Genomic DNA, 25,089 nt, shown 5'->3' with positions numbered 1-25,089 from the left:
CCCTTACTTGCCTTTGGCCTTCTTGTCGGCAGCATGGCCTTTAAACGTACGAGTCATGGCGAATTCGCCTAGTTTGTGACCCACCATATTATCGGTAATAAACACTGGTACGTGATCTTTACCGTTATGAACGGCTATGGTTAAGTCGATCATCTCTGGTGTAATTGTCGAACGCCGTGACCAGGTTTTAATTGGTTTTTTTGACTTAGCTTCAACGGCTGCGTCAACTTTGTTGAGCAGATGTTGATCTACAAATGGACCTTTTCTAATAGAACGTGCCACTTTAATATCCTCTTAACATTTATTTTTTCTTACGGCTTCTAACAATGAACCGATTTGTTCGCTTGTTGCTTCGAGTCTTATAGCCTTTCGTTGGCACACCCCATGGGGTTACTGGATGACGACCACCAGACGTACGGCCTTCACCACCACCGTGTGGGTGATCGACTGGGTTCATAGCAACACCGCGAACGGTTGGTCGCTTACCGCGCCATCGATTTGCTCCCGCTTTACCTAGAGAACGTAAGTTATGCTCACTGTTACTCACTTCGCCGACCACAGCTCTGCAAGAAGCTAAAACCTTTCTCATTTCTCCAGAGCGTAGTTTTAAGGTTGCATAAGCACCCTCTTTTGCAACGATCTGGCCACTACAGCCTGCACTTCGTAACATTTGAGCGCCCTTGCCTGGCTTTAGCTCAACGCAATGGATGGTTGTACCCACAGGAATATTTTTAATGGGCAAACAGTTACCAGTGCTAATAGGTGAATCTTCGCCACTTACTATTTTATCGCCTGCCTTTAATGAGGCAGGTGCAATGATGTAACGTCGCTCACCATCCTGATATACTACAAGAGCAATTAATGCAGAGCGGTTTGGATCATATTCAATGCGCTCTACTTTCGCTTCGATACCGTCTTTATTGCGCTTAAAATCGATCAGTCGGTATTGGTTGCGTGACCCACCACCAATATGTCGCACCGTGATACGGCCTTGGTTATTTCGTCCACCTGTTTTTTTAACTTTTTCAGTTAAGCCTGCATATGGCTTACCTTTGTGAATATGATGGTGCACAACCCTAATTTCACCACGTTTTCCTGGTGATGTTGGTTTTGATTTTAATAATGCCATCTTTCTCTGCCTTATTATTCCGTCACGGTGAAGTCAATATCGTATCCAGGCTGAAGGGAAACAAACGCTTTTTTCCAATCGCTACGTTTACCAGCTAGCTGGCGAAAACGTTTATTTTTTCCTTTTACATTGACCACTGTTACGTCTTTTACTTTCACATTAAACATATATTCAACAGCTTGCTTAATTTCATCCTTTGTAGCGCTTTTCATCACTTTAAAGGTAAATTGTTTTAACCTATCGGCAAGAACTGTTGTTTTTTCAGAGGTATGTGGCTCACGAAGAACCATCATCAGTCTTTCTTGTTTCATTGCAACTGCTCCTCTAATTTCTTGATAGCATCCTCTGTGATCACAACTTTCTCAAATCTTAGAAGATTGAATGGATCAACGCCTGTAACGTCGCAAATATCAAAGTCAATTAAGTTACGAGATGCTAGGTACTCTTGTTCACCTACTTCTGCCATTACAATGAGTGCATTCGTCAGTTCTAGCTCATTCATTTTGCTAATGAAGTCTTTTGTTTTGTTACTAGAACATTGAAAATCACTGACAACAACTAGGTTTTCATTGCGGTGAAGCTCGGAGATTATACTACGCAATGCACGTTTGTACATTTTTTTGTTTAATTTTTGTGAATAATCACGTTTTTTTGAGGCAAACGTAACTCCACCTGTACGCCACAAAGGGCTTCTGATCGTTCCAGCTCGCGCACGACCAGAACCTTTTTGGTTCCATGGCTTTCGTCCGCCACCGCTTACTTCAGAACGTGTTTTTTGAGCACTGTTGCCAGAACGGGCATTATTTAAATAGGTAACGACGGCTTGATGGACTAAACCTTCGTTATATTCGTAGCCGAATATTTCTTCGCTTACTTTTAATTTTGCGTTCGTGTCTTTAGTCGATAGCTGCATGATTAGCCCCTCTCTCTATGCTTAACGGCAGGCTTGATTTCAACTCTCGCGCCTGGAGCCCCAGGAATTGCGCCTTTAATTAAAAGCAAGTTGCGCTCGCCATCTACTTTGACTAATTGCAGGCTTTGCACGGTGCAACGCTTGTTACCCATGTGACCAGCCATTTTCTTACCTTTAAATACGCGGCCTGGTGTTTGGTTTTGTCCAATCGAACCAGGTACCCGATGCGATCTAGAGTTTCCGTGTGTAGCATCTTGCGTTCTAAAATTGTGTCGCTTGACGGTTCCTGCAAACCCTTTACCTTTTGAAATCGCAGCAACATCAATCATTTGGCCGTCGCTAAAGACATCGCTTACAGATAACGTTTGTCCTGCACTGTACTGCGTTATATCATCCAGCCTAAACTCGCATAGCATATCACCTGCTTCAACTTCAGCTTTAGCATAGTGGCCTGCCAGTGGCTTGTTAACATGGCTTGCCTTCTTTGTACCGCCTGCTAACTGAACGGCGTTGTATCCGTCTGTTTCAGCGGTCTTAATTTGTGACACGCGGTTTGGGTTAACCTCTACCACTGATACAGGAATAGAAATTCCTTCTTCAGTAAACACTCGTGTCATACCGATTTTACGGCCTAATAAACCGATGGTCATTGTAACACCTCTTTTATATCCAGAGTCCGTCTATATTAGTCATCAAGGCTTATCTGGACATCTACACCAGCTGCCAGATCAAGTTTCATTAATGCATCAACTGTCTTTTCAGTTGGATTAACAATAACGACCAGTCTCTTATGAGTTCTAAGCTCGTATTGATCCCGAGCATCTTTGTTAACATGTGGAGAAGTCAAAACAGTAAACTTCTCCATCTTCATGGGTAAAGGTATAGGGCCTCTAATTTGTGCACCCGTACGCTTAGCTGTTTCCACGATCTCTTTAGTTGACGCATCAATCATTCGATGATCAAATGACTTGAGACGAATTTTAATGTTTTGATTTGCACTCATTGTTCTTACTCGATGATTTTAGCGACAACACCCGCACCAACGGTACGACCACCTTCACGGATAGCAAAGCGCAAGCCTTCATCCATTGCAATTGGAGCATGCAAGCTAACGGTCATTTGAACGTTGTCTCCTGGCATGACCATTTCTGTACCTTCTGGTAAATCACATGTTCCTGTTACGTCGGTGGTTCTGAAGTAAAACTGTGGGCGATAGCCGTTGAAAAATGGGGTATGACGTCCACCTTCTTCTTTTGATAAGACGTATACTTCGGCTTCAAATTTCGTGTGTGGCTTGATGGTGCCTGGCTTAGCCAATACTTGACCACGCTCAACTTCATCACGCTTCGTACCACGTAGTAGAACACCAACGTTATCCCCTGCACGGCCTTCATCAAGCAGCTTGCGGAACATCTCAACTCCGGTGCAAGTCGTTTTAGTGGTGTCTTTAATTCCTACAATCTCAACTTCATCACCAACGTGAATTATTCCACTTTCTACCCGGCCGGTAACTACCGTTCCACGTCCAGAAATTGAGAACACGTCTTCAATTGGCAACAAGAAATCTTTATCAATGTTTCGAACTGGCTCAGGTATGTATGAGTCCATCGTCTCAACCAACTTCTCAATCGAAGGTACACCAATATCACTTGTATCGCCTTCTAAAGCCTTCAAAGCTGAGCCAACAACAATTGGAATATCATCACCAGGAAACTCGTACGAGCTCAATAAATCTCTTACTTCCATTTCTACTAGCTCTAACAGCTCCGGATCATCAACCATATCGGCCTTATTCAGATAGACCACTATATAAGGAACACCAACTTGGCGAGATAGTAAAATATGTTCTCGTGTCTGTGGCATAGGACCGTCAGCAGCAGATACAACTAAAATCGCGCCATCCATTTGGGCCGCACCCGTAATCATGTTCTTCACATAGTCGGCGTGACCTGGGCAATCTACGTGTGCATAGTGGCGTGCGGCTGATTCATATTCAACGTGAGCCGTCGATATAGTAATACCACGTTCGCGCTCTTCTGGAGCCGCATCAATTTGGTCATAAGCTTTTGCCATGCCGCCATACTTCTTCGCCATAATCGTTGTAATTGCAGCAGTAAGTGTCGTCTTACCATGGTCTACGTGACCAATCGTGCCTACGTTTACGTGCGGCTTTTTACGTTCAAATTTTTCCTTTGCCATTTCAAAAACCTCGTTAACTTTTATTGTTTCTTAATGATTGCTTCAGCAATATTGGCTGGAGCTTCTGCGTACTTAGCGAATTCCATCGTATAGGTAGCTCGGCCTTGGGTAGCTGAGCGCAGATCAGTGGAATATCCAAACATCTCTGCAAGTGGAACTTCGGCACGAATTACGCGTCCAGCTGGTGATTCATCCATACCTTGAACCATGCCTCTGCGACGACTTAAATCACCCATCACATCACCCATGTAATCCTCAGGGGTAACAACCTCAACCTTCATTATGGGCTCAAGTAAAACAGGAGTCGCCTTGAGCGCACCTTGTTTAAAGCACTGAGAACCTGCAATTTTGAAGGCCATTTCACTCGAGTCAACTTCGTGGAATGAACCATCGAACAACGTGACTTTGACATCCACAACGGGGTAACCAGCAATCACACCATTTTGTAATTGTTCCTGGACACCTTTATCAACCGCTGGGATATACTCTTTTGGAATGACTCCACCAACAATAGCATTGACGAACTCATATCCAGTACCACGTGGAAGAGGCTCAATTTTAAGCCATACGTGACCGTATTGACCACGCCCACCTGATTGCCGAACAAACTTACCTTCTTGCTCAACGGAAGATTTCAACGTTTCGCGGTAAGCTACTTGGGGTTTGCCGACGTTTGCTTCGACCATAAACTCACGCTTTAAGCGGTCAACAATGATTTCCAAGTGCAACTCACCCATACCTGAAATAATCGTTTGACCTGACTCTTCATCGGTATGTACACGGAATGAAGGATCTTCTTGTGCAAGCTTACCGAGCGCTACACCCAACTTTTCTTGGTCAGCCTTGGTTTTTGGCTCAACTGCTACAGCAATTACAGGATCTGGGAAGTCCATGCGCTCCAAAGTAATCACTGCGTTCTGATCACAAAGCGTATCTCCGGTGGTAACGGTCTTAAGACCAACCGCCGCCGCGATATCCCCCGCACGAACCTCTTTAATCTCTTCTCGAGAATTGGCATGCATTTGCAGCAAACGACCGATACGTTCTTTTTTATCTTTAACTGGGTTATATACGGTATCGCCCGATCTCAACACACCTGAATATACACGAAAATAGGTTAGGGTTCCTACGAATGGATCCGTTGCGATTTTAAAGGCCAATGCTGAAAAAGGCTCGTCGTATGATGTTTTTCTATGCGCTTCCTCACCGTCTTCATCGACGCCTCGTACTGGCGGCACATCAAAAGGTGAAGGCAAGTAATCAATTACACCATCAAGCACCGCTTGCACACCCTTATTTTTAAAGGCGGATCCGCAGTATACTGGAACGATCTCATTATTAATCGTTCGGTTGCGAAGTGCTTTTTTAATTTCTGCCTCAGTAAGCTCTTCACCTTCAAGATATTTTTCCATTAATTCTTCTGAATCTTCAGCTGCTGCTTCCACAATTTGACTGCGCAACTCTTCGCACTGAGATCGCATTGCCTCAGGAATTTCTTTGTATTCAAAGGTCATTCCACGACTTTCTTCATCCCAATAAATGGACTTCATTTTTACAAGATCAATAACGCCTTTAAATTCTTCTTCTGCGCCGATTGGAAGCTGAAGAACAACTGGGTTAGAACCTAGACGCTCTTTGATTTGTTTCACAACGCGCAAAAAGTTTGCGCCCATACGGTCCATTTTATTGACAAAAACGATTCTTGGAACGCCGTATTTGTCTGATTGGCGCCAGACCGTTTCTGATTGAGGCTCAACACCAGACACGGAGTCAAACACCACAATAGCACCATCCAATACGCGCAATGAGCGCTCAACCTCAATCATGAAGTCAACGTGCCCAGGAGTATCAATAATATTAATGCGATGTGGTTTGTACTGCTTATCCATTCCTGGCCAGTAGCAAGTTGTAGCAGCCGATGTAATCGTAATGCCTCGCTCTTGCTCTTGAACCATCCAGTCCATTGTCGCAGCACCTTCATGAACCTCACCGATCTTATGTGAGCGGCCTGTATAGTACAATACTCTTTCGGTTGTGGTGGTCTTACCCGCATCAACGTGTGCGGCAATGCCAATATTTCTGTATAGCTCTAATGGTGTAGTTGTGGTTGACACGGCTACCTCTCTATTAATTCCATCTAAAATGTGCAAAAGCTTGGTTCGCCTTCGCCATTTTATGAGTCTCTTCACGTTTCTTAACGGCTGAACCTTTGCTTTCAAAAGCATCAGAAAGCTCACCGGCTAATCTCAACATCATGCCTTGCTCGCCTCGAGATCGTGCTGCTTGAACAATCCAGCGCATCCCTAAAGCAATGCTTCGCTCAGCACGCACTTCAACGGGAACTTGGTAGGTAGCACCACCCACGCGACGTGAGCGCACCTCAACAGTAGGACGCACGTTATCAAGCGCTTGTTCAAAGTGTCTCAACACTGAACCGCCGGTTGATGACCCTTCACTTCCGTCTTCATCCGCGTCTTTTTTCATCTTCTTAACGCGATCTTCTAATAGCGCTAAAGCGCCATAGACGACTTTTTCAGCAATTGATTTTTTGCCGTCTACCATAAGGACGTTAATAAATTTTGCCAGTAAATCACTATGATATTTTGGATCCGGCAATATTTCTCTTTTAGGTACTTCTCTTCTTCTTGGCATAGCAAATTCCTACAATCAATTATTTCTTATCTTTAGGTTTCTTGGTACCGTACTTAGAGCGACCTTGTTTTCTATCGCTCACACCGGAGGTATCCAAGCTTCCACGAACCGTATGGTATCGCACACCTGGTAAGTCCTTAACACGACCACCGCGGATTAATACAACCGAGTGTTCTTGCAGATTGTGGCCTTCACCACCAATATATGAGGTTACTTCGTACCCATTAGTTAAACGAACACGCGCAACCTTACGCATAGCTGAGTTAGGCTTCTTTGGTGTTGTTGTGTAAACCCGGGTGCATACCCCTCTACGCTGTGGGCAAGACTCCAATGCGGGAACGTTGCTTTTACGCTTTGCGTTCACACGAGGCTTTCTTACCAACTGATTAATAGTAGCCATTTATTCTTAACTCCAAACTGTAGCTTGAGATTATTTCGTATGCATAAGGAGGCCGGATTCTATAAAGGTACGACCAATTTGTCAAGTATAATCCTGATTACTTTTCCTAAGGTGTTCAGTGAAATCGTGTTTTACCGCACATTAAGAAGATTTAGTGAATTAGCTGGTGTCATAGGACACCAGCATTTTTCCTATTCAGAATTTTTTATCCGACCTCTCCTGCGATCAATATTTATTGATCATTATTATCAGCGTTTAATGCTTCGCTCAGTGCATGCTCTACATCAACTGCTGAAACGGTATGTGCCGCTTGATCACCAGCGCCACTCTTACCTCGTTTTGCCTTGCGGCTTTGATGATAAGCATAACCAGTCCCTGCGGGGATAAGTCTTCCCACCATCACGTTTTCTTTTAGACCACGTAACTCATCGGTTTTACCGCTTACTGCAGCTTCAGTGAGAACGCGGGTTGTTTCCTGGAATGATGCGGCAGAGATAAACGATTCGGTTGCCAACGATGCCTTGGTTATCCCTAATAGTATAGGCTCACCTTGAGCAGGCATTTTGTCATTGGCAATTAACTTATCGTTTTCTTGCATCATCACCGTATCTTCAACTTGTTCACCGACTAAGAATTTGGAATCCCCAGTGCTTGTGATCAGTCGTTTTCTTAACATCTGTCGTACAATCGTTTCGATGTGCTTATCGTTAATTTTTACACCTTGTAAGCGATAAACATCCTGTACTTCGTTAACAATGTAGTTTGCCAAAGCACCGACACCAAGTAAACGGAGAATATCGTGTGGATTTGGTGGTCCATCAGCAACAATCTCACCCTTAGCGACATGCTCTCCTTCAAACACCGAGATATGACGCCATTTAGGAATTAGCTCTTCATGTGTTTGATTCTCTGAAGAAGTAATAATTAAGCGGCGCTTACCTTTGGTTTCTTTACCAAAGCTCACAACACCCGATATCTCTGCCATAACTGCAGAATCTTTCGGCTTTCTAGCTTCAAACAGATCGGCTACTCTTGGCAGACCCCCGGTAATATCACGCGTTTTTGACCGCTCTTGTGGAATACGCGCAATCACATCACCCACACCCACTTTATGACCGTCTTCAAAGTTGATGACTGCATCGACCGGCAAGTAATACTGGGCTGGCACGTTCGTACCCGCTAAGTAAATTTCTTCGCCCTTATCGGATACCAACTTGACCATAGGCCGTAAATCGCGTCCTGCAGTTCCCTTTTGTTTAGCATCAATGACGACGATATTGCTTAAACCAGTTAATTCGTCAGTTTGACGATTCATGGTTAAGCCTTCTATCAAATCAACGAATTTAAGTTTACCGCTTACTTCTGAAATCACAGGATGAGTGTGAGGATCCCAAGTTGCGATGACCTGGCCTGCTTCGACTTGTGAATTATCATGAACGGTTAACACAGCACCGTATGGTAGCTTATAACGTTCACGTTCACGTCCAAACTCATCGGCTACCGTTACCTCGCCTGATCGTGATACAGCGACTAAGTTATTGTTTTCATTGGTCACTGTCTTAATATTGTGGAGCCGGATAACCCCTTTGTTTTTAACCTGGATATTATTCGCCGCAGTTGCTCTAGATGCAGCACCACCAATATGGAAGGTACGCATGGTTAACTGAGTACCTGGCTCACCAATTGATTGCGCTGCAATAATTCCGACTGCTTCTCCAGTATTGACGATATGACCACGAGCCAAATCGCGTCCGTAACATTTAGCACATAGTCCAAAGCGTGTTTCACATGTGATGGGTGAGCGCACGTATACTTGATCCACACCGATCTTCTCTAAACGTTCGACCCACTCCTCATCCAACAAGGTACCCGCTGTAACAACCGGTTCATTTTGATTTGGAATGTAAACATCCATAGCGACCACGCGACCTAGAACACGCTCGTGTAACGGCTCTACGATATCGCCTCCTTCAATGAGAGGCTGCATTAAAATACCGTGCTCTGTGCCACAATCATCTTCAGTGATTACTACATCTTGAGCAACGTCAACCAATCGTCTTGTCAGATACCCAGAGTTTGCTGTTTTTAATGCGGTATCCGCCAAACCTTTACGCGCTCCGTGAGTCGAAATAAAGTATTGGAATACGTTTAGTCCTTCCCGGAAATTTGCGGTAATTGGCGTTTCAATAATCGAACCGTCAGGTGCGGCCATCAGACCACGCATACCAGCTAGCTGACGTATCTGTGCTGCCGATCCTCTTGCGCCTGAATCCGCCATCATAAAGATAGGGTTAAATGAATCTTGTCTAATAGTGTGGCCTTCCTTATCGATGACTTCTTCAGTCGCAATTTTAGACATCATCGACTTAGCAACCATTTCGTTGGTCCGCGACCAAATATCAATTACTTTATTGTAACGTTCACCGTTCGTTAATAAGCCTGAGCGATATTGTGCTTCGATTTCGCGAACTTCATTGTCTGCTTGTTCAATAATATCAGCCTTATCATCTGGAATTTCCATATCTTCAATACCAATTGAAGCACCTGCACGGGTAGCGTATTTAAAGCCCATGTACATCAGCTGATCTGCAAAAATAACCGTTTCCTTTAAACCAAAGCTTCGATAGCAACTATCCACAACTCGTGAAATAGCTTTTTTAGTCATAGGCTTATTAACACTAGAAAAGGGCATCCCTTTGGGTAATATCTGAGCAAGAATGGCCCGTCCTACAGTGGTTTCTACTAATTCATAGCCGGATGGGTGTGTTTCTTTATCCGCTGGCATACGAATTTTGACCTTTGCGTGGATATCTAAATAGTCATTTTCATAGAAATTTTGAGCTTCTTGTATGCTCGAAAACACTTTGCCTTCACCTAAAGCGTTTACCTTTTCTCGCGTTAAGTAATACAAACCAAGTACAACATCCTGGCTAGGAACAATAATGGGTTCACCGCTAGCAGGAGACAGGATGTTATTGGTAGACATCATAAGTGATCTAGCCTCTAATTGGGCTTCAATCGTTAATGGCACGTGTACTGCCATCTGGTCACCATCGAAGTCCGCGTTATAAGCAGTACAAACTAAGGGATGAAGCTGGATTGCTTTTCCTTCAATCAGGACAGGCTCAAACGCTTGGATACCGAGACGATGCAGAGTAGGCGCACGGTTTAATAGAATTGGATGTTCACGGATCACGTCTTCGAGAATATCCCATACCACGGGCTCCTCGCGCTCAACCATCTTCTTAGCTGCTTTAATGGTGGTGGCTAATCCACGAAACTCTAGCTTGCTAAAAATAAACGGTTTAAAGAGCTCAAGCGCCATCTTCTTAGGCAATCCACATTGGTGTAACCGCAAGGTTGGTCCAACCACAATCACCGAACGACCTGAATAATCAACGCGTTTACCCAGTAAGTTTTGACGAAAACGACCTTGCTTACCTTTAATCATATCCGCCAATGATTTTAATGGACGCTTATTAGTACCCGTAATGGCTCGCCCGCGACGACCATTATCGAGTAGTGCATCAACGGATTCTTGCAGCATACGCTTTTCATTACGAACAATGATATCGGGTGCATTTAAGTCTAAAAGCCGCTTTAAACGGTTATTCCGGTTGATCACACGTCGATACAAGTCATTAAGATCAGACGTTGCAAACCGTCCACCATCTAGCGGAACAAGTGGCCGCAAATCTGGGGGTAATACCGGTAGCACGCTCATAATCATCCATTCTGGCTTGTTACCAGATTCATGGAACGCCTCAAGCAATTTCAACCGTTTTGTAATTTTTTTAATCTTGGTTTCAGAATTAGTGGTAGGCAGTTCTTCACGAAGCATTTTGATTTCTTCGTCAAGATCAATTTGACGCAGTAGATCGCGAATTGCTTCAGCCCCCATGCGCGCATCAAACTCATCACCATATTGCTCCATTGCATCGAGATAAGCCTCATCGTTTAATAATTGACCTCGCTCTAATTCTGTCATGCCAGGGTCTACTACGACAAATGCCTCAAAATACAACACCCGTTCGATGTCGCGCAGTGTCATATCCAACAGCAAACCGATTCTGGATGGGAGTGATTTTAAAAACCAAATGTGCGCAACAGGGCTTGCTAATTCAATGTGCCCCATGCGCTCTCGACGCACTTTGGCAAGTGCAAGTTCAACTCCACACTTTTCACAAATTACGCCGCGATGCTTTAAGCGTTTGTACTTACCACACAAGCATTCATAGTCTTTAATAGGTCCAAATATCTTTGCGCAAAATAATCCATCACGCTCTGGTTTAAACGTACGATAGTTAATTGTCTCAGGTTTTTTGACTTCCCCATAAGACCAGGATCGAATTAAATCGTGCGATGCTAATGCGATTTTAATCGCATCAAATTCTTCGCTTTGACCTTGTTGCTTGAGCATACCGAGCAGATCGCTCATGACAGGGGCGTTTTTAATTGATTCGTTGTTTAGATTAGCCAAGTTAATGCCTCCAAAATTGGTCAATAGTCAGTATTGTTTAGTCGTGCTCGAGTTCGATATCGATTCCTAATGCTCTGATTTCTTTCAACAATACGTTGAATGACTCAGGCATTCCTGGATCCATACGATGATCACCATCAACAATGTTTTTATAGATCTTGGTTCTTCCTCCAACGTCATCTGATTTAACCGTTAACATTTCTTGTAATGTGTAGGCTGCACCGTACGCCTCTAGAGCCCAGACTTCCATCTCTCCAAAGCGCTGTCCACCAAATTGTGCTTTACCGCCTAGAGGCTGTTGCGTCACAAGGCTGTAGGAACCGGTAGAACGGGCATGCATTTTGTCATCGACTAAGTGATTTAACTTAAGCATATACATGTAGCCGACCGTAACTGGGTTATCAAATTTACGGCCAGTACGTCCGTCAAACAATGTGGTCTTACCATCTTGCGGTAAATCAGCCAGTTTAAGCATGGCTTTAATTTCAGACTCACTCGCGCCATCAAATACTGGAGTAGCCATTGGCACGCCGCCTTTGAGATTATTAGCAAGTACTTTAAACTCATCATCGTTTAAATCTTTAATTGCTACACGAGTCTCTTCGTCGTGGTTGTAGATTTTGTTTACGTAATCACGAACTTCTGACAAAGAAGTATCCGCATCGAGCATCTTGCCAATTTTTAGACCTAAGCCTTTAGCAGCCAGGCCTAAGTGGGTTTCTAGTACCTGGCCGATGTTCATTCGTGAAGGTACACCCAATGGATTTAAGACGATATCAACCGGTGTACCATCCTCCATATAAGGCATGTCTTCTACGGGAACAACAATTGAAATAACCCCTTTGTTACCATGACGCCCAGCCATTTTATCACCGGGTTGAATGCGGCGTTTAACAGCGAGATAAACTTTCACAATTTTTAAAACACCAGGAGCTAAATCATCGCCTTGAACTATTTTCTTACGGCTGTCATTGAAACGCTTCTCAATCTCTTTTTCTAGTGATTCAAGCTGCTTAGAGGATTGCTCTAATTGTTGACTCGCATCATCATCTTTGAGTCGAATATCAAACCACTTCTCGCGCTCTAGTTTATCTAGGTAGCTTGCTGTGATTTTTGACCCAGACTTTAATGAAGCAGGTCCGCCTGTAGCGGTTTTATCCAGCAAAAGATTATAGACACGCTGATAAATATCTTCTTCACGAATTCGTCGCTCATCAATTAAGTCTTTGCGAACGCGTGCAAGATGTTCTTCTTCAATGCTTTTAGCGCGCTCGTCCTTTTCTAACCCATCACGAGTAAAGACCTGAACATCAATAACGGTACCATTCATTCCAGAAGGAACGCGTAAAGAAGAATCTTTCACGTCCGAAGCTTTTTCACCGAAAATTGCGCGTAACAATTTTTCTTCTGGTGTAAGCTGTGTTTCGCCTTTTGGCGTTACCTTACCGACCAGAATATCGCCGGCTGTAACCTCCGCTCCAATATAAACAACGCCAGACTCATCAAGGTTAGCTAAAGCCGCTTCACCTACGTTTGGAATATCAGATGTGATCTCTTCAGTTCCAAGCTTGGTATCACGAGCGATACAAGTCAGTTCCTCAATGTGAATCGTCGTAAAGCGATCTTCTTGTACAATGCGCTCTGAAATAAGAATGGAATCTTCAAAGTTGTAGCCGTTCCAGGGCATGAATGCGACTAAAAGATTTTGACCTAGTGCTAACTCACCCATATCGGTACAAGGACCATCCGCTAGAATATCGCCTTTAGTAATGCGATCGCCTTTAGACACAATTGGAATTTGGTTGATGCAGGTATCCTGGTTCGACCTAAAGTATTTGGTCAAATTGTAGATATCGACCCCAGTTTCACCGGCTTTGGTCTCATCATCATTGACTCGTACCACGATGCGTGCAGCATCTACAAGATCGATCACCCCGCCGCGTTTCGCAACCACACAAACCCCAGAATCAGAAGCCACAGCACGCTCCATTCCAGTACCCACCAAAGGTTTCTCGGCACGCAAGGTTGGAACAGCCTGACGTTGCATGTTTGATCCCATCAATGCGCGGTTCGCATCATCGTGCTCCAAAAATGGAATCAATGAGGCAGCAACTGAAACGATCTGCTTGGGAGAAACGTCCATATAATTAATTTTGTCTGGCGTAGTAAGCGAGAACTCATTTTGGTGACGGCAAGGAACTAAATCTGCTTTAATCTTACCGTTCTTATCTACGGGCACATTTGATTGTGCAATGTATTGATCAACTTCCTCAATAGCCGATATGTATTCAATTTCATCCGTCACGCGACCATCTGCTACTTTTCTACACGGGGTCTCAATAAAGCCATACTCGTTTGTTCGCGCGTATACGGACAATGAGTTAATTAAACCAATATTTGGACCTTCAGGAGTTTCAATTGGACACACACGACCATAATGGGTGGTATGAACGTCACGGACTTCAAATCCTGCGCGCTCACGCGTCAAACCGCCTGGGCCAAGTGCAGATACACGGCGCTTATGGGTTACGCCAGAAAGTGGATTAACTTGATCCATAAACTGCGAGAGCTGGCTTGAACCAAAAAATTCCTTAACGGCTGCTGAAACAGGTTTTGCGTTAATTAAATCCTGAGGCATCAAATTCTCAGATTCCGCAAGACTTAAACGCTCTTTTACAGCACGTTCTACACGCACCAGTCCTACTCTAAATTGATTTTCAGCCATCTCACCAACACTTCGAACGCGTCGGTTTCCTAAGTGATCAATATCGTCAACCATGCCAATGCCGTTACGAATATCAATCAAAGTCTTAATAACGGCTAATATATCTTCTTGTGTTAGTGTGCCTGGACCTTCGTCATCCTTACGACCTACGCGACGATTAAACTTCATGCGACCAACGGCGGATAGATCATAGCGGTCTTCCGCGAAAAATAGGTTTTTAAAGAGGGCTTCTGCCGCTTCTTTAGTAGGTGGTTCACCAGGTCGCATCATGCGATAAATTTCGACTAATGCCTCAAGTTGATTTGATGTAGGGTCAATTCTCAATGTATCTGAGATATAAGAGCCGTGATCTAATTCATTGGTATAAATTGTCTCTAATTCATGAATCCCATGATCAATAATTGAATCCAACAATTCATCAGTGATTTCATCATTTGCAAGCGCAATAGCCTCACCCGTTGATTTATCAACGAGATCTTTTGCAAGAACTTTTCCTAGAAGATAGTCGCGCGGCACGACCAGATCAGTCATTTTGTTCTTCTCCATCATATTTATATGACGAGAAGTAATACGGCGGCCTTCTTCTACGATAACTTCGTCTGATTTCGGTGCTTTAATATCAAATGATGCAATTTCACCGCGCAAACGCGCTGGAATTAAATTAATATGAAACTCACCATTTTTTAACTTGACATGGGTAGCTTCAAAAAATTCGGCAAGAATTTCTTCTGTGCTATAACCCAATGCTCTCAGTAATATAGTTACGGGCAGTTTACGTCGGCGATCAATACGCACAAAGACTAAATCTTTCGGGTCAAATTCAAAATCCAACCACGACCCACGATAGGGAATGATTCGAGCAGAGTAAAGTAATTTTCCTGAAGAGTGGGTTTTGCCGCGATCGTGTTCAAAAATAACACCAGGAGAGCGGTGGAGCTGTGAAACGACAACGCGCTCTGTTCCATTGATAACAAATGTACCTACATCTGTCATGAGAGGAATTTCCCCCATGAATACGTCTTGCTCTCGAATGTCCTTAATTGGTTTTTCAGAGCCAGATGCGTCTTTATCTAATACGATTAATCGGACTTTTACACGCAAGGGTGCGGAATAGGTTAATCCGCGTAGTTTACACTCTTTAACATCAAAGGCAGGCTCACCGAGACTGTAACTAACATATTCTAGGCGGGCGTTACCAGAAAAGCTTTCAATCGGAAATACGGATGAAAAAGCAGCATGTAGACCAGTATTCTGCTGCTGATTAGATAATGAGTCAGCATCGATGAAATCACGATAGGATTTCAATTGAATATCAAGGAGATTTGGGATCTCCATCTTTTCGGCTTGTTTACCAAAGCTCTTGCGAAATCGTTTTTTCTCAGCATGCGAATAATGAGGGTTAGCAACTGCTTCGGCCATGGTGTTTCCTCTTAATTTTAGTGAAGTCTTCAAACACGTAAACCCAGCCATGTAGCCATGGCTGGGTCAATTTTAAATGTAGTCTTGAGATTACTTGATTTCGACTGCAGCACCAGCTTCTTCAAGTTGCTTTTTAATCTCTTCAGCTTCATTTTTAGCAACGCCTTCTTTAACGGTAGAAGGGGCACCTTCTACTAAGTCTTTAGCTTCTTTTAAGCCTAAACCTGTGATTGTGCGAATTGCTTTAATAACGCCAACTTTATTTTCGCCAAAGCTTGTCATTACAACGTCAAACTCTGTCTTTTCTTCGGCAGCGGCAGCGGCGCCAGCAGCAGGGGCTGCAACAGCTACAGCAGCAGAAGCTGCGGAAACGTTGAACTTCTCTTCCATTGCTTCGATTAATTCAACCACTTCCATTACGGACATATTAGCAATTGTGTCCAGGATCTCGTTTTTTGATACAGCCATTTCTAGCTCCTAAGTTAAAAATATTTTAAGATTATCGGTTTATGCTGCTTTGCTGTCTTTAATGGCAGCGATCGTACGAACCAGTTTTGCATGTGGTTCTTTTATAGTACGAACAAACTTCTCAATTGGTGCTTTCATCACATACATCAGCTTAGATATTGCTTCATCACGTGTAGGTAAGCTTGCAATCGAGTCAAGTTGCTCAACGCCAAAGACTTTCCCACTAATGGATAAAGCTTTAATTTCTAAGCGGTCATACGTTTTAGAAAATTCCTTTAATAGTCTTGCTGCATCACTGGGAGCTTCCATTGATAGAGCAATAAATAAAGGACCAACTAATACGTCATTGAGGCAGGCAAAATCTGTTTTCTCAAATGCTCTGCGAGTTAGTGTATTGGGTACAACACGCAGATATACGCCCGCTTTACGTGCTTCTGCACGTAAGTGAGTCATTTGATTAACAGTTAAACCGCGATAATCAGCAACTACTGCTGAAATAGCCTTCGAAGCAACACCAGTTACTTCTTCAACAACGGCTTTTTTTGCAGCTAATGTCAATGTCACGTTACTGACCTCCTAAGTTGTTCAAATCGTATTGATTTGACAGTTATGGTGGCCGCCTCGGAAAGATCCCAGAGCCGGTTCACCGTCTGCGCAGGAAATTAAGCATTCGCACCTGCGGTCTTCGACGGCATTGAACCAATGTCTATGCCGTGAATACTTAAAAATGGGTGGTAATTCTACACGGATATAGAAGCAGGATCAATAGTTAATCCAGGACCCATTGTAGAAGATAACGTAATCTTCTTAATATAAACGCCTTTTGCTGAGGAAGGCTTAGCTTTTTTCAAATCAGCAATTAACGCTTCGACGTTTTCAATAATGTCTTTTGCTGAAAAATCGACCTTACCAACGGTGCAGTGTACAATACCGTTCTTATCCGTACGGTAACGGACTTGACCTGACTTAGCATCTTTAACGGCACCCTCTACGTTGGTTGTAACTGTTCCAACTTTGGGGTTTGGCATCAAGCCTCTAGGACCTAAAATCTGACCTAGCTGTCCAACAACACGCATTGCATCCGGTGTAGCAATAACCACATCAAAATCAAGCTGTCCATTTTTAACTTGTTCAGCTAAATCCTCAAAACCGACTACATCTGCACCGGCATCTTTTGCTTTCTGTGCGTTATCACCCTGTGCAAATACGGCAACGCGAACGGTTTTTCCAGTACCATTTGGTAAGTTAGTTGATGAACGAACCATTTGATCGGATTTACGTGGATCGACGCCTAAATTTACTGCGATGTCGACACCCTCTTTAAAATTCTTGCTAGCAAATTCCTTAAGAAGACTTACCGCCTCTTCTGCCTTATATAGGTGGGTCGCTTTAATTTTTTCTCTAATTTGCTGTTGCTTTTTACTTAATTTAGCCATGGTAAACCTCACTCCTCCAAGCCTTCAACTTCAATACCCATGCTGCGTGCCGTACCAGCGATGCTGCGAACTGCCGCATCTAAACTTGCAGCGGTAAGATCTGGCTCTTTGGTCTTAGCAATTTCTTCGAGTTGAGTACGATGAAGCTTAGCTACTTTCTTAGAATTGGGTGTTCCACTGCCGCTGCTTATTCCAGCTGCTTTCTTTAAAAGAACCGAGGCAGGTGGTGTCTTTGTAATAAAGGTAAAACTGCGATCTGAGTACACAGTAATTACTACAGGAATCGGAAGACCCTGTTCCAGATTTTGTGTGCTCGCATTAAATGCTTTACAAAATTCCATAATGTTCACACCACGTTGACCTAAAGCGGGACCAACTGGTGGACTAGGATTAGCCTTTCCTGCAGGAATTTGCAATTTAATATAAGCTTCTACTTTTTTAGCCATATTTACTCCTCGTTTGGGTATCGCGCTATTTCACACTTTACGTGTTACTTAAGCTCCCCGGTTAACTGAGCGTTTTCGCTCAAAATAACGTTAAGCCTAGTAGCAAAGCTACTAGGCTATATTGTTCAAACACGTTGATGTTAATCCGACTGCAAGCAAGTGGGACACCAAATTAATGTCAATTAGGTTTTTTCTACCTGGCTAAACTCTAGCTCAACAGGTGTTGAACGCCCAAATATTAGCACCGCCACTCTTAAGCGGTTTTTCTCATAATTCACTTCTTCTACTACGCCGTTGAAATCAACAAAGGGGCCTTCTTTAACGCGTACGACCTCACCCGGCTCGAATAGAACTTTTGGCCTGGGCTTAGTCACGCCTTCTTCTACGCGCTGAAGGATAGCATTAGCTTCCTTATCTGAAATAGGCGTAGGAGTTTGGCTTGTTCCGCCTATAAAGCCTAATACACGCGGAATTGCCCGTATCATATGCCAGGTTTCATCATCCATAATCATGCTAACCAGCACGTAGCCAGGAAAGAACTTTCGTGTACTCTTTCGCTTTTGGCCGGCGCGCATTTCAACCACTTCTTCGGAAGGAACAACCACCTCACCGATTTTATCTTCAAGATTATGATGCTGCGCACGCGACTTTATTTCGCGCATAACAAAATTCTCATACCCTGAATAGGCATGAACAACGTACCACTGTTTGGATTTATGTTCTTCCACCTTGGTCAACCTAAATGAGTTATTTTACCAATCACCCACATCAATGCGGCGTCAATGCCCCATAGAATTAATCCAGTCACAGCTACCATAGCCATAACAATCGATGTGGTTTGAATTGTTTCTTGGCGAGTAGGCCAAACGACTTTTTGTAACTCGACTTTCGACTCTTTTGCAAATGCAAACACCGCTTTACCAGTGCTTGTAAGATAGCCAAATACAAACGTTAAAACGAGCCAACATACCCAAATTAACGCAACAATCGGTGCGGTAAAATGGTAATGATAAGTTCCAATAAACGCAGCCGCAGTTATAAGCGCTATGCCCAACCACGAGAATATATCCATTATCTTAGAAGTAGAATTTTCAATTTTTTTCATACTTATCATTTAGCTGGCAGGCCAGGAGGGAATCGAACCCCCAACCTGCGGTTTTGGAGACCGCCGCTCTGCCAATTGAGCTACTGGCCTAACTTTATTATGCCTTCTTCAGCAATTTATACTAAAGAAGGCCATCAATTCATCAAGCAAAACGATTACTCGATGATTTTAGCGACAACACCCGCACCAACGGTACGACCACCTTCACGGATAGCAAAGCGCAAGCCTTCATCCATTGCAATTGGAGCATGCAGGCTAACGGTCATTTGAACGTTGTCTCCTGGCATTACCATTTCTGTACCTTCTGGTAAATCACATGTTCCAGTTACGTCGGTGGTTCTGAAGTAAAACTGTGGGCGATAGCCGTTGAAAAATGGGGTATGACGTCCACCTTCTTCTTTTGATAAGACGTATACTTCGGCTTCAAATTTTGTGTGTGGCTTGATGGTGCCTGGCTTAGCCAATACTTGACCACGCTCAACTTCATCGCGCTTCGTACCACGTAGTAGAACACCAACGTTATCCCCCGCACGGCCCTCATCAAGCAACTTGCGGAACATCTCAACTCCGGTGCAAGTCGTTTTAGTGGTGTCTTTAATTCCTACAATCTCAACTTCATCACCAACGTGAATTATTCCACTTTCTACCCGGCCGGTAACTACCGTTCCACGTCCAGAAATTGAGAACACGTCTTCAATTGGCAACAAGAAATCTTTATCAATGTTTCGAACTGGCTCAGGTATGTATGAGTCCATCGTCTCAACCAACTTCTCAATCGAAGGTACACCAATATCACTTGTATCGCCTTCTAAAGCCTTCAAAGCTGAGCCAACAACGATTGGAATATCGTCACCAGGAAATTCGTACGAGCTCAATAAATCTCTTACTTCCATTTCTACTAGCTCTAACAGCTCCGGATCATCAACCATATCGGCCTTATTCAGATAGACCACAATATAAGGAACACCAACTTGGCGAGATAGTAAAATATGTTCTCGTGTCTGTGGCATAGGACCGTCAGCAGCAGATACAACTAAAATCGCGCCATCCATTTGGGCCGCACCCGTAATCATGTTCTTCACATAGTCGGCGTGGCCTGGGCAATCTACGTGTGCATAGTGGCGTGCAGCTGATTCATATTCAACGTGAGCCGTCGATATGGTAATACCACGCTCGCGCTCTTCTGGAGCCGCATCAATTTGGTCATAAGCTTTTGCCATGCCGCCATACTTCTTCGCCATAATCGTTGTAATTGCAGCAGTAAGTGTCGTCTTACCATGGTCTACGTGACCAATCGTGCCTACGTTTACGTGCGGCTTTTTACGTTCAAATTTTTCCTTTGCCATCGGAAAATCTCCCCCATTACATTTAGTGATTGATTTCATGGTGCCCACAGCTGGAATTGAACCAGCGACCTCTTCCTTACCAAGGAAGTGCTCTGCCCCTGAGCTATGTGGGCTTTAGTAACATAGGACTTCTACAGCCTTACTTCTCTCAATATTTGGAGCGGGTGATGGGAATCGAACCCACACCATCAGCTTGGAAGGCTGAGGTTCTACCATTGAACTACACCCGCAATCTCCAGAACTCAGAAACCACAACCAGAGTTAGATAAACGTTCATTCACTCTTTCTAGCATTTTATTTCTAGTTCCTTCTATCTAGCATGGTGGAGGGGGAAGGATTCGAACCTTCGAAGGCTGAGCCGTCAGATTTACAGTCTGATCCCTTTGACCGCTCGGGAACCCCTCCAAAAAGAACGCCATTTTCTTTCATGAGACAATTAAAGTCAATAGCTTTTTAGGTATTTAGCAATGTTTTAGGTGGTGCTGGCACCAGGAGTCGAACCCGGGACCTACTGATTACAAATCAGTTGCTCTACCAGCTGAGCTATGCCAGCGAAATACTTCTCGGACTGCTACTGTACTTCTTTTTTTTGTTTTTAGCCAGTTGCCTATCTAGCCAAACATGTTGCCCTGATTCCACTTGGACAATAAAATATTTTCATGACTACAGACAAAAGAAGCCAGAGGTTAATCTGGCTTCGGAATAAAACCCTGGCGATGACCTACTTTCGCATGGGGAAGCCCCACACTATCATCGGCGTACGTCTGTTTCACTTCTGAGTTCGGGATGGGATCAGGTGGTTCCAAACGGCTATGGTCGCCAGGAAAACGGGTTGGGAATTAAGGACGTTCTTCATTCCCATTGGTAGATATTAAAAGGCTTTTACACAAGCGCACCTAAATTCTTTTCAACCTAAACACGCAAATCATTCAGGTTATATGGTCAAGACAATCAGCCAATTAGTACAAGTTAGCTTCACACATTACTGTGCTTCCACACCTTGCCTATCAACGTCGTCGTCTTCAACGGGCTTCATGGGAAAACTCATCTTGAGGGAGGCTTCCCGCTTAGATGCTTTCAGCGGTTATCCCGTCCGAACTTAGCTACCCGGCAATGCAACTGGCGTCACAACCGGTACACCAGAGGTTCGTCCACTCCGGTCCTCTCGTACTAGGAGCAGCTCCTCTCAATTTTCCTACGCCCACGGCAGATAGGGACCGAACTGTCTCACGACGTTCTAAACCCAGCTCGCGTACCACTTTAAATGGCGAACAGCCATACCCTTGGGACCTGCTTCAGCCCCAGGATGTGATGAGCCGACATCGAGGTGCCAAACACCGCCGTCGATATGAACTCTTGGGCGGTATCAGCCTGTTATCCCCGGAGTACCTTTTATCCGTTGAGCGATGGCCCTTCCATTCAGAACCACCGGATCACTAAGACCTACTTTCGTACCTGCTCGAGCCGTCACTCTCGCAGTCAAGCACCCTTGTGCCTTTACACTCTTGGTACGATGTCCGACCGTACCGAGGGTACCTTTGTGCTCCTCCGTTACTCTTTGGGAGGAGACCGCCCCAGTCAAACTACCCACCATACACTGTCCTCATCCCCGATTAGGGGACCAAGTTAGAACTCCAACAATCACAGGGTGGTATTTCAAGGTCGGCTCCATGACAACTAGCGTCATCACTTCTTAGCCTCCCACCTATCCTACACAGTCATTATCAAAGTCCAGTGCAAAGCTGTAGTAAAGGTTCACGGGGTCTTTCCGTCTAGCCGCGGGTATACGGCATCTTCACCGCAATTTCAATTTCACTGAGTCTCGGGTGGAGACAGTGTGGCCATCGTTACGCCATTCGTGCAGGTCGGAACTTACCCGACAAGGAATTTCGCTACCTTAGGACCGTTATAGTTACGGCCGCCGTTTACCGGGGCTTCGATCAAGAGCTTCACCGACCACCACATTTCTCGCTATACTTCGTTGGACTCCTCTTCATCTCAGTCACATACCTGATGTATGCTCCTTCGATTCATCGTCGTCCGCCTCGTCTAGCAAAAAATCTGGTGGTCGGTTAACCCCATCAATTAACCTTCCGGCACCGGGCAGGCGTCACACCCTATACGTCTTCTTACGAATTTGCAGAGTGCTGTGTTTTTAATAAACAGTCGCAGCCACCTGGTCTCTGCGGCCTCTCCCAGCTCAATGCGTAAAGCATATCACCAGAAAAGGCGTACCTTCTCCCGAAGTTACGGTACCATTTTGCCTAGTTCCTTCACCCGAGTTCTCTCAAGCGCCTTAGTATTCTCTACTCGTCTACCTGTGTCGGTTTGCGGTACGGTTCCTTATAAGCTGAAGCTTAGTGGCTTTTCCTGGAAGCAGGGCATCAATGACTTCCCGGTGCACCGAAATGCCCGGACCACTTCGCACCTCAGCGTTAATAGAGAGCCGGATTTGCCTAACTCTCCCGCCTACATGCAAGTACCAGGTCAACCAACGCCTGGCTCATCTAGCCTTCTCCGTCCCCACATCGCACTTATAAAAAGTCCAGGAATATTAACCTGGTTCCCATCGACTACGCATTTCTGCCTCGCCTTAGGGGCCGACTCACCCTGCTCCGATTAACGTCGTGCAGGAATCCTTAGACTTACGGCGAGAAGGTTTTTCACCTTCTTTATCGTTACTCATGTCAGCATTCGCACTTCTGATATCTCCAGCAAACTTCTCAGTTCACCTTCGCAGACCTACAGAACGCTCCCCTACCACGTGCACATAGTGCACATCCGCAGCTTCGGTGTATGGTTTTAGCCCCGTTACATCTTCCGCGCAGGCCGACTCGACCAGTGAGCTATTACGCTTTCTTTAAAGGATGGCTGCTTCTAAGCCAACCTCCTGGCTGTCTATGCCTTCCCACATCGTTTCCCACTTAACCATAACTTCGGGACCTTAGCTGGCGGTCTGGGTTGTTTCCCTTTCCACGACGGACGTTAGCACCCGCCGTGTGTCTCCCGTGATTCAATTAGCCAGTATTCGGAGTTTGCATCGGTTTGGTAAGCCATGACAGCCCCCTAGCCGAAACAGTGCTCTACCCCTGGTAATCATTCACGAGGCGCTACCTAAATAGCTTTCGGGGAGAACCAGCTATCTCCGGGCTTGATTAGCCTTTCACTCCTAGCCACACCTCATCCGATAATTTTTCAACATTACCCGGTTCGGACCTCCAGTTGGTGTTACCCAACCTTCATCCTGGACATGGCTAGATCGCCCGGTTTCGGGTCTACTCCCAGCGACTCGCGCCCTATTAAGACTCGATTTCTCTACGGCTCCCCTAAACGGTTAACCTCGCCACTGAAAGTAACTCGCTGACCCATTATACAAAAGGTACGCAGTCACATGTCCGAAAACATGCTCCCACTGCTTGTACGCAAACGGTTTCAGGGTCTATTTCACTCCCCTCTCCGGGGTTCTTTTCGCCTTTCCCTCACGGTACTGGTTCACTATCGGTCAGTAAGGAGTATTTAGCCTTGGATGATGGTCCACCCATCTTCAATCAGGATTACACGTGTCCCGACCTACTTCTTCGTGTGCTTAGTTCTTCATGAAACTTCCGTATACGGGACTATCACCCCCTATGGTCGGACTTTCCAGTCCGTTCTACTTCGTCTCATCATAAATCACACCAGGCTCCTCTCCGTTCGCTCGCCGCTACTGAGAGAATCTCAATTGATTTCTTTTCCTTTGGGTACTTAGATGTTTCAGTTCCCCAAGTTCGCCTCCATAGCCTATGTATTCAGCTATGGATGACCGCACAAGTGCGGCCGGGTTCCCCCATTCGGACATCTCTGGTTAAACGCTCGTTTCCAGCTCACCAGAGCTTTTCGCAGGATTCCACGTCCTTCTTCGCCTCTTACTGCCAAGGCATCCACCGTTTGCGCTTCTCTTCTTGACCATATAACCTCAATAATTTGAGATCATACAATCCAGGTTTCTCGTAGTTTTCTCCTGAACCCTAAAGCTCAGACTACGACGCTTGTGTCGTCTTACAGACCTAAGTCCGTAAAACTGCCTCTTTAATATCTACCAAATTGTTAATGAACGTCCGGATTTCCCAGATGAAAACATTCAACCAAATGCTTTCATCTGAACAATCTTGCTCGCGCTTGCGGTGGTGGGTCTGGGTGGACTTGAACCACCGGCCTCACCCTTATCAGGGGTGCGCTCTAACCAACTGAGCTACAGACCCGAGCAGCTCTGCGTGATTGCGAGCCAAAAGACATCTTAAGAAAACAAACTGTGTGGGCGCTTTAATGTTGTCGTGCTTTATTTTAAGGAGGTGATCCAGCCGCAGGTTCCCCTACGGCTACCTTGTTACG

The 25,089-nt window shown here is 44.8% G+C and carries 19 protein-coding genes, 6 tRNA genes and 2 rRNA genes; all 27 read right to left on the bottom strand.

Features of this window, described 5'->3' with window-relative positions:
• Positions 1-3: 3 nt before the first annotated feature.
• Positions 4-282, bottom strand: coding sequence for a 30S ribosomal protein S19 (gene rpsS / locus E1O41_RS04140; RefSeq protein WP_131776056.1), 279 nt, complete (start codon positions 280-282; stop codon positions 4-6).
• 19 nt (positions 283-301) lie between these two features.
• Complete coding sequence (gene rplB, locus E1O41_RS04135; protein WP_131776055.1) at positions 302-1,129, bottom strand: 50S ribosomal protein L2; 828 nt, start codon at positions 1,127-1,129, stop codon at positions 302-304.
• 14 nt (positions 1,130-1,143) lie between these two features.
• The gene (gene rplW / locus E1O41_RS04130; protein WP_131776054.1) at positions 1,144-1,440 is read right to left on the bottom strand and encodes a 50S ribosomal protein L23; all 297 of its coding nucleotides are present in this window, start codon (positions 1,438-1,440) and stop codon (positions 1,144-1,146) included.
• On the bottom strand, positions 1,437-2,042 hold the full coding sequence (gene rplD, locus E1O41_RS04125; RefSeq protein ID WP_131776053.1) for a 50S ribosomal protein L4: 606 nt from the start codon (positions 2,040-2,042) through the stop codon (positions 1,437-1,439). The genes rplW and rplD overlap by 4 nt, the downstream gene beginning before the upstream one ends.
• A gap of 2 nt (positions 2,043-2,044) precedes the next feature.
• On the bottom strand, positions 2,045-2,692 hold the full coding sequence (gene rplC, locus E1O41_RS04120) for a 50S ribosomal protein L3 (protein WP_131776052.1): 648 nt from the start codon (positions 2,690-2,692) through the stop codon (positions 2,045-2,047).
• Positions 2,693-2,727: 35 nt separating this feature from the next.
• Positions 2,728-3,045 carry a 30S ribosomal protein S10 gene (gene rpsJ, locus E1O41_RS04115; protein ID WP_131776051.1) on the bottom strand — a complete coding sequence of 106 codons (318 nt, stop codon included), beginning with the start codon at positions 3,043-3,045 and terminating at the stop codon, positions 2,728-2,730.
• A gap of 5 nt (positions 3,046-3,050) precedes the next feature.
• Positions 3,051-4,241, bottom strand: coding sequence for an elongation factor Tu (gene tuf / locus E1O41_RS04110; RefSeq protein ID WP_131776039.1), 1,191 nt, complete (start codon positions 4,239-4,241; stop codon positions 3,051-3,053).
• Between the two features lie 20 nt (positions 4,242-4,261).
• On the bottom strand, positions 4,262-6,355 hold the full coding sequence (gene fusA, locus E1O41_RS04105) for an elongation factor G (RefSeq protein ID WP_229669333.1): 2,094 nt from the start codon (positions 6,353-6,355) through the stop codon (positions 4,262-4,264).
• 13 nt (positions 6,356-6,368) lie between these two features.
• Positions 6,369-6,893, bottom strand: a complete 525-nt coding sequence (gene rpsG, locus E1O41_RS04100) for a 30S ribosomal protein S7 (RefSeq protein WP_131776049.1) — start codon at positions 6,891-6,893, stop codon at positions 6,369-6,371.
• 19 nt (positions 6,894-6,912) lie between these two features.
• On the bottom strand, positions 6,913-7,293 hold the full coding sequence (gene rpsL / locus E1O41_RS04095; RefSeq protein WP_131776048.1) for a 30S ribosomal protein S12: 381 nt from the start codon (positions 7,291-7,293) through the stop codon (positions 6,913-6,915).
• 232 nt (positions 7,294-7,525) lie between these two features.
• The gene (gene rpoC / locus E1O41_RS04090; RefSeq protein ID WP_165481114.1) at positions 7,526-11,731 is read right to left on the bottom strand and encodes a DNA-directed RNA polymerase subunit beta'; all 4,206 of its coding nucleotides are present in this window, start codon (positions 11,729-11,731) and stop codon (positions 7,526-7,528) included.
• 79 nt (positions 11,732-11,810) lie between these two features.
• Positions 11,811-15,917, bottom strand: coding sequence for a DNA-directed RNA polymerase subunit beta (gene rpoB, locus E1O41_RS04085; protein ID WP_131776046.1), 4,107 nt, complete (start codon positions 15,915-15,917; stop codon positions 11,811-11,813).
• Positions 15,918-16,007: 90 nt separating this feature from the next.
• The gene (rplL, locus tag E1O41_RS04080) at positions 16,008-16,385 is read right to left on the bottom strand and encodes a 50S ribosomal protein L7/L12 (protein ID WP_131776045.1); all 378 of its coding nucleotides are present in this window, start codon (positions 16,383-16,385) and stop codon (positions 16,008-16,010) included.
• Positions 16,386-16,424: 39 nt separating this feature from the next.
• Entirely contained in the window at positions 16,425-16,949 is a 525-nt protein-coding gene (gene rplJ, locus E1O41_RS04075; RefSeq protein WP_131776044.1) for a 50S ribosomal protein L10, read from the bottom strand.
• Between the two features lie 176 nt (positions 16,950-17,125).
• Positions 17,126-17,821, bottom strand: a complete 696-nt coding sequence (rplA, locus tag E1O41_RS04070; protein WP_131776043.1) for a 50S ribosomal protein L1 — start codon at positions 17,819-17,821, stop codon at positions 17,126-17,128.
• An 8-nt stretch (positions 17,822-17,829) separates the two neighbouring features.
• On the bottom strand, positions 17,830-18,267 hold the full coding sequence (gene rplK, locus E1O41_RS04065) for a 50S ribosomal protein L11 (protein WP_131776042.1): 438 nt from the start codon (positions 18,265-18,267) through the stop codon (positions 17,830-17,832).
• Positions 18,268-18,449: 182 nt separating this feature from the next.
• Positions 18,450-18,995 carry a transcription termination/antitermination protein NusG gene (gene nusG, locus E1O41_RS04060; protein WP_165481113.1) on the bottom strand — a complete coding sequence of 182 codons (546 nt, stop codon included), beginning with the start codon at positions 18,993-18,995 and terminating at the stop codon, positions 18,450-18,452.
• Positions 18,996-19,000: 5 nt separating this feature from the next.
• Positions 19,001-19,372 (bottom strand): preprotein translocase subunit SecE, encoded by a 372-nt coding sequence (gene secE / locus E1O41_RS04055; protein WP_131776040.1) that lies wholly within the window; start codon positions 19,370-19,372, stop codon positions 19,001-19,003.
• A 14-nt stretch (positions 19,373-19,386) separates the two neighbouring features.
• Positions 19,387-19,462: transfer RNA gene (locus E1O41_RS04050), tRNA-Trp, on the bottom strand.
• A 65-nt stretch (positions 19,463-19,527) separates the two neighbouring features.
• On the bottom strand, positions 19,528-20,718 hold the full coding sequence (tuf, locus tag E1O41_RS04045; RefSeq protein WP_131776039.1) for an elongation factor Tu: 1,191 nt from the start codon (positions 20,716-20,718) through the stop codon (positions 19,528-19,530).
• 38 nt (positions 20,719-20,756) lie between these two features.
• Positions 20,757-20,831, bottom strand: a tRNA-Thr gene (locus E1O41_RS04040).
• A gap of 43 nt (positions 20,832-20,874) precedes the next feature.
• Positions 20,875-20,948: transfer RNA gene (locus E1O41_RS04035), tRNA-Gly, on the bottom strand.
• Between the two features lie 90 nt (positions 20,949-21,038).
• Positions 21,039-21,123, bottom strand: a tRNA-Tyr gene (locus E1O41_RS04030).
• Positions 21,124-21,195: 72 nt separating this feature from the next.
• Positions 21,196-21,271: transfer RNA gene (locus E1O41_RS04025), tRNA-Thr, on the bottom strand.
• A gap of 155 nt (positions 21,272-21,426) precedes the next feature.
• A 5S ribosomal RNA gene (gene rrf, locus E1O41_RS04020) occupies positions 21,427-21,542 on the bottom strand.
• 114 nt (positions 21,543-21,656) lie between these two features.
• Positions 21,657-24,665: ribosomal RNA gene (locus E1O41_RS04015) — 23S ribosomal RNA — on the bottom strand.
• Positions 24,666-24,882: 217 nt separating this feature from the next.
• Positions 24,883-24,959, bottom strand: a tRNA-Ile gene (locus tag E1O41_RS04010).
• Positions 24,960-25,089: the final 130 nt, after the last annotated feature.

Origin of the sequence: Legionella impletisoli (assembly GCF_900639875.1) — a bacterium.
GTDB classification, from domain to species: Bacteria; Pseudomonadota; Gammaproteobacteria; order Legionellales; family Legionellaceae; genus Legionella_A; species Legionella_A impletisoli.
Note: the sequence above shows the minus strand (reverse complement) of the source record. Positions and strands in the feature narration are given on the sequence as shown.